Origin of the sequence: Streptomyces ipomoeae 91-03 (assembly GCF_000317595.1) — a bacterium.
Classification (GTDB): Bacteria; Actinomycetota; Actinomycetes; order Streptomycetales; family Streptomycetaceae; genus Streptomyces; species Streptomyces ipomoeae.
Genome location: NZ_AEJC01000015.1, coordinates 1 through 5,502, shown reverse-complemented (window position 1 = coordinate 5,502; position 5,502 = coordinate 1). Strand labels below are relative to the sequence as shown.

Below are 5,502 nucleotides of genomic sequence, written 5' to 3'. Positions count from 1 at the left end.
CGCCGTATGCGCGCCGCCTCGACTGTCACTCGTCCGGCCCATCCGGCGGGCCGCACGGACAGGGTGCCGCGCACGCTGGACGTACACCGCTCAGCCGCTCGGCCGAGGAGGTCTCCCTTGTGCGCCTGTCCCGCAGCCTCGCCCTCATGGCCCTCGCCGCTCTCCTGACCTCTTGCTCGTACGAGGCGGTGCCGCACGCGCGCGTGGAGAACGGACGACATCACGCGCGCGTGGAGACCGGAGAACGCCTGAAGGCCGAGGACGATGACCACGCGCGCGTGGGGACGGGAACGGACCGCGCGCGGAGGGCGGCCGGTCGGCCCGATCCTTTCGGGGCGTCCTGTCGCAGCCGGATCTTCGGCTCCCAGGTGGTCGGGTACTGCTTCAACCCCTACGCGGACCCCGACCGGGTACGTCTGCACATCGAGTGCGCACGCTGGTGGGACATCGACAGCGACAGCGCCCCGGTCGAGGCGGGGCCCGCGCAGACCGTACGGCTCACCGGGCGCTGCTGGAAGGAGGTCCGCTCGGTGTGGTTCAGCCACCAGCGGCCGGAGGACTGATCCGGCCGGGGCGGCACTGGAACGGATACTCGGCCGCCTCCGCCGCCGCGGCCTCCGCGTCACCCGCGCGGATCGCGTCCACCAGCCGGGTGTGGTCCATGTACGTCTCCGGAGTCAGCTCCTCGCCGACGTCGCCGCGCAGCCAGTCCCGCATCACCTCGCCCAGATCCGCGTAGACGGCCGTGACGACGTCGTTGTGGGACGCGGCCACCACTGCCAGATGGAAGGTCGCGTCGGCGGCCACGAAGGCCTCCGCGTCGCCCGACGCCCACGCCTCCTCACGCCGTACGAGGAGCGCGTCCAACTGCTTCAGGTCCTTCTCGGTGCGTCGCCGGGCGGCCAGCTTGGCGGCGCTCGACTCCAGGGCGGAGCGCAGCTCGGCCACGTGGTTCGGGTCCGCGTCCGCGAAGCGGCGGTGCATCACGCCGGCCAGCTCGCTCGTCGCGACGACATAGGTGCCGGAGCCCTGGCGGATGTCGAGCAGACCGTTGTGCGCGAGCGCCCGCACCGCCTCGCGGACCGTGTTCCGGGCGACGCCCAACTGCTCCACCAGTTCGGGCTCCGTGGGAATCCGCGAGCCGACCGGCCACTCGCCCGTGGTGATCTGGTTGCGCAAGGCGGCGATGACCTGCTCGGACAGCGCCGATCGACGGGGATGGGTCAGTGGCATGGCACACCTTGGCACGGATGGGCCGACGGGGAGGAGCCGGACCAGGGACAGTCAATCATCCTATGATTCTATGATGGGTGTCATGGCGAGCAAGGAAACCCCGATGTCGGCGTCCGCATCGGATGCGCCCGACACATGCAAGGAACCCGACATAGCCGGAACAGTCCATGCCAGGTCCTCGGAGAAGGGCACGCGCGCGTGGGCGACACGGTTGCTGGTGGTGGGCATCGTCCTCACCGCCCTCAACCTCCGCCCCGCCATCACGAGCCTCGGCGCCCTCCTCGAAGAGGTGCGCGACGGGCTCGGCATGAGCGGCAGCGTCGCCGGTCTCCTCACCTCCGTCCCGCCGCTCTGCTTCGCCGTCTTCGGCGTTATGGCCCCACGGCTCGCCCGGCGCTTCGGGCCCGCCGCCGTGGTCTGCGCGGGCATGGCCGCGATCGCCACCGGCCTGCTGATACGGCCGTACGCCGGCGGCACGGCGGGGTTCCTGGCCGCGAGCGCCCTCGCCCTGATGGGCATCGCCGTCAGCAACGTCCTGATGCCGGTCATCGTCAAGCGCTGGTTCCCCGACCGGGTCGGCTCCATGACGGGCCTGTACTCCATGGCCCTCGCCCTCGGCACCTCCTCCGCCGCGGCCGTCACGGTGCCCATGACCGAGGCCCTGGGCGGCACCTGGCAGACCGGCCTCGCCGCGTGGGCGCTCCTCGCGGCGGCGGCCGTGGGGCCGTGGCTGCCGTTCGTACGGGATCGCGCGGCCGGGTCCGCCGAGGAGGCACGCGCGCGTGCGGAACGTGAAGGTGGGGAGCGCTGGTCGTCGGCCCCCGCGCGCGTGGAGCGCCCCGCGTCGCGCATCAGCCGGAGTCGTACGGCGTGGGCGCTCGCCGTCTTCTTCGGGCTGCAGGCCACCGCCGCGTACATCACGATGGGGTGGTTGCCGCAGATCTTCCGGGACGCCGGGGTTCCGGCGGACACGGCGGGCCTGCTGCTGGCCGTCACGATGGTGATGGGGGTGCCGCTGGCCTTCGTGATCCCCCGGCTCGCCACCCGGATGCCCCACCAGGGGCCGCTCGCGGTCGCGCTGGGCGTGTGCGGACTCCTCGGGTACGGCGGCCTCCACCTCGCCCCGGCGGAGGGCGCCTGGGCCTGGGCGCTGCTGCTCGGCGTCGCCAACTGCTCCTTCCCGCTGGCCCTCACCCTGGTCGGCATGCGGGCCCGGACCGGTACGGGTGTGGCCCAGCTGTCCGCGTTCGCGCAGAGCACCGGATATCTGATCTCGATCCCCGGCCCGCTCCTCGTCGGCGTCCTCTACCAGCACAGCGGCGGCTGGGGCCTGCCCCTCGCCCTCATGACCACCCTGATGGTCCCGCAGATCGCGGTGGGTGTCCTGGCGGGCCGCGACCGGACGGTGGAGGACGAGACGGCGCGGTGACGCTCCACCCCGCCGGCCGTGACACGGGCGCCGGGTGCGAGACTGGACCCATGCCAGTGCTCGATCCGAACCCTCAGAACGGCCAGAAGAAGATGCTCCTGGTCTTCGGCTCGTTCTTCGCCATCTTCGTCGTCATCGCGATCATCGCGGCGATCGCGGCCCCCTGACCGACGACGGTGGGGCTGGCCCCCCATCCCCTAGGGGGCGAGTCTCAGGGTCAAGTGGGTGGATCACCGGATGGGTTGAGACGCTCGGATTCCGTAGCTTCGAGATGTGGCCGCACGGGACCCCGCAAGGGCCCACGGAGGGCAGGCCACCGACCACTCGGAGACCACGGAGGCGGCATGTCGGCCCGTACGCACCCCCGATCCCACCCGGTGACCACGGGCGGCGTCGACACCCGGCTGCCCTGGTGGGCCGTCGCCCTGCCCACTCTCGGCTTCGTCACCCTCCTGCTGCTGATCCTCCATCCCGCGGACGCCCACGCGGCGAGCGGCGATCCCGCCATCGCCCTTCTCCTGGAGCACATACGGCACGCGCTGTCGGCCCTCACCCCCTGACATGCGCCCGAGCCCCGACAGCACGCTCACCGGTCTCGGGTATCCGCACTTCAACTACCTGCGCCCCATGGCCTGTTTCATGCGAAGCTGGGACACATGAGCGCCGCAGAACCCCGCAGGATTGTCCTCTTCCGGCATGCGAAGGCCGACTGGCCCCAGGTGTCCGACCATGAGCGCCCGCTCGCCGACCGGGGCCGTATGGACGCCGCAGTCGCCGGACGCAAGCTGGCCGACTCCGGCATCCCCTTCGACCTTGCCCTCTGCTCCACCGCCGTCAGGACCCGCGAGACCTGGAAGCTGGCCGTTCATGAACTGCCCGAGCGGCCGAAAACCGTCTACGAGGAGCGGATCTACGAGGCCTCCCCCGGTGAGCTGATCGCCCTGCTCAACGAAACCCCGGACGACGCGAACAACGTCCTGCTGATCGGCCACAACCCCGGTGTGCAGGCCCTCGCCGAGATCCTCGCCGGCCACGCCGAGGGCGACGCCCGCGAGCGCATGACCCGCCGCGACTTCCCGGCCGCCGCCTTCGCGGTCCTCTCCTTCGAGGGCTCCTGGAAAGCCCTGGAGCCAGGCGTGGGCACCCTCCGCGACTACTGGGCCCCGACGGACTGACCCAGACCGGTCGGCGGCCCCACGGCCCGGACCGACCCCGACCGGCACACGGCACGACGAAGGCCCGGCACCCATGGTGTCGGGCCTTCACTTATCACCGCTGGTCGATGAGCGATGACGGACTCGCTCATCAATCGTCCCGGGCGTCGGCCTACTGCTCGTCCTGTATGTCCGCCGCCTCGACCTCTTCCCTTGTGACGCCGAGCAGGTAGAGGACGGTGTCGAGGAAGGGGAAGTTCACGGCGGTGTGGGCGGCCTCGCGGACGACCGGCTTGGCGTTGAAGGCGACGCCCAGGCCGGCGGCGTTGAGCATGTCGAGATCGTTGGCGCCGTCGCCGATCGCCACGGTCTGGGCCAGCGGCACCCCCGCCTCGGCGGCGAACCGGCGCAGCAGCCGGGCCTTGCCCGCACGGTCGACGATCTCGCCGACGACCTTGCCGGTGAGCTTGCCGTCGACGATCTCCAGAGTGTTGGCCTGGGCGAAGTCCAGCCCCAGCCGCTCCCTGAGGTCGTCCGTGACCTGGGTGAATCCGCCCGAGACGACACCGACTTGGAAGCCGAGCCGCTTCAGCGTACGGATCAGCGTGCGCGCCCCCGGCGTGAGCCGTACCTCGCTGCGCACCTTGTCCACCACCGAGGCGTCGAGTCCCTCCAACAGCGCCACGCGCGCGTGCAGCGACTGCTCGAAGTCCAGCTCCCCGCGCATCGCGGCGGCCGTCACCTCGGCGACCTCCTTCTCGCACCCGGCGTGTGCGGCGAAGAGCTCGATCACCTCGTCCTGGATGAGCGTGGAGTCCACGTCCATGACCACCAGCCGCTGCGCCCGCCGGTGCAACCCCGCCGCGACCACGGCCACGTCCACACCCAGCGCCACCGACTCGGTCACCAGCGCCGTCCGCAGCGTCTCCGGCTCCGTGCCCGACACGGCGAACTCCACCGCCGTCACCGGGTACTTGGCGAGCCGGAAGATACGGTCGATGTTGCCGCCGGTCGCCGTGATCCGCGCGGCGATCCGGGCGGTGGACTCGGCGGTCAGCGGGTGGCCCAGCACGGTGACGTGCGAGCGGCCGAGGCCACGCGGCCGGTTGTCGCCCTTGCCGGAGATGATCTCCGCCTGCATCTTCATCGACTCCGCCCAGCTGTGGACGGTCGCCCGTAGATCGCCCTCCTGCCCGGCCGGCGGCATGGTCACCAGTGCGCACAGCACGATCCGGCCACGGGTGACGACCTGCTCGATGTCGACCACGTCGACGGAGTACGCGCCGAGGGTGTCGAACAACCCGGCGGTGATCCCCGGCCGGTCCTTGCCGAAGATCTTGACGAGGAGAGTGGGGACGTCAGAGGAGGTCTGCGAAGCGCTCATGATGTTCCCACCGTATCCGGCGCCCCGTGCCTTTTGCCCGTCAGGTCCGCCCAGCGGACGGAGAACTCTGGGTTACGAGTGACCGAATCGCACCCGGATCGTGTACGAAACCCCGGGGCGCCCCACGAAAGCCCCGGGAGCGAGCCCGGATCGCACCCCTCGACGCGGGCCCCGACACCCTCAACGCCCCCGGGGCCCGGACGACGGCGGAGGCGGTGGCGGGGGAGGTGGTGGCGGTGGCGGCGGGGGAGGGGGCGGCTCCTCGCCCGGCGACGGAGGAGGGGGCGGCCTCTTGCCCGGCG

General features: G+C 71.5%; 7 protein-coding genes. 5 read left to right on the top strand and 2 right to left on the bottom strand.

The window, feature by feature from the left end; genetic code table 11:
- The first annotated feature begins 119 nt into the window (after positions 1-119).
- Positions 120-563 carry a hypothetical protein gene (locus tag STRIP9103_RS01015; protein ID WP_009293826.1) on the top strand — a complete coding sequence of 148 codons (444 nt, stop codon included), beginning with the start codon at positions 120-122 and terminating at the stop codon, positions 561-563.
- Here the strand turns inward: STRIP9103_RS01015 and STRIP9103_RS01010 are convergent.
- On the bottom strand, positions 538-1,233 hold the full coding sequence (locus STRIP9103_RS01010; RefSeq protein WP_009293828.1) for a FadR/GntR family transcriptional regulator: 696 nt from the start codon (positions 1,231-1,233) through the stop codon (positions 538-540). The genes STRIP9103_RS01015 and STRIP9103_RS01010 overlap by 26 nt on opposite strands.
- Before the next feature lie 82 nt (positions 1,234-1,315).
- On the opposite strand from STRIP9103_RS01010, the gene STRIP9103_RS01005 reads away from it, so the two are divergent.
- The 4 genes from STRIP9103_RS01005 (at position 1,316) to STRIP9103_RS00995 (ending at position 3,837) form a co-directional block, all read left to right on the top strand.
- Positions 1,316-2,662: a CynX/NimT family MFS transporter gene (locus STRIP9103_RS01005; protein WP_408995619.1), complete on the top strand. Its 1,347-nt coding sequence runs from the start codon at positions 1,316-1,318 to the stop codon at positions 2,660-2,662.
- Positions 2,663-2,712: 50 nt separating this feature from the next.
- Entirely contained in the window at positions 2,713-2,829 is a 117-nt protein-coding gene (locus STRIP9103_RS52695; protein ID WP_086019205.1) for an SGM_5486 family transporter-associated protein, read from the top strand.
- 177 nt (positions 2,830-3,006) lie between these two features.
- Positions 3,007-3,222 (top strand): hypothetical protein, encoded by a 216-nt coding sequence (locus STRIP9103_RS01000; protein ID WP_009293822.1) that lies wholly within the window; start codon positions 3,007-3,009, stop codon positions 3,220-3,222.
- Positions 3,223-3,318: 96 nt separating this feature from the next.
- Positions 3,319-3,837: a SixA phosphatase family protein gene (locus tag STRIP9103_RS00995; protein WP_009293831.1), complete on the top strand. Its 519-nt coding sequence runs from the start codon at positions 3,319-3,321 to the stop codon at positions 3,835-3,837.
- 151 nt (positions 3,838-3,988) lie between these two features.
- On the opposite strand, the gene serB is transcribed toward STRIP9103_RS00995, so the two are convergent.
- A complete protein-coding gene (gene serB / locus STRIP9103_RS00990) occupies positions 3,989-5,200 on the bottom strand; it encodes a phosphoserine phosphatase SerB (RefSeq protein ID WP_009293835.1) in 1,212 nt (403 codons plus the stop codon).
- Between the last annotated feature and the right edge of the window lie 302 nt (positions 5,201-5,502).

What these genes read in the sequence shown, in the direction of transcription:
- STRIP9103_RS01010 (WP_009293828.1), bottom strand. Translation starts at nt 1,233, where the DNA reads ATGCCACTGACCCATCCCCGTCGATCGGCGCTGTCCGAGCAGGTCATC.
- STRIP9103_RS01005 (WP_408995619.1), top strand. Translation starts at nt 1,316, where the DNA reads ATGGCGAGCAAGGAAACCCCGATGTCGGCGTCCGCATCGGATGCGCCC.
- STRIP9103_RS52695 (WP_086019205.1), top strand. Translation starts at nt 2,713, where the DNA reads ATGCCAGTGCTCGATCCGAACCCTCAGAACGGCCAGAAGAAGATGCTC.
- STRIP9103_RS01000 (WP_009293822.1), top strand. Translation starts at nt 3,007, where the DNA reads ATGTCGGCCCGTACGCACCCCCGATCCCACCCGGTGACCACGGGCGGC.
- STRIP9103_RS00995 (WP_009293831.1), top strand. Translation starts at nt 3,319, where the DNA reads ATGAGCGCCGCAGAACCCCGCAGGATTGTCCTCTTCCGGCATGCGAAG.
- serB (WP_009293835.1), bottom strand. Translation starts at nt 5,200, where the DNA reads ATGAGCGCTTCGCAGACCTCCTCTGACGTCCCCACTCTCCTCGTCAAG.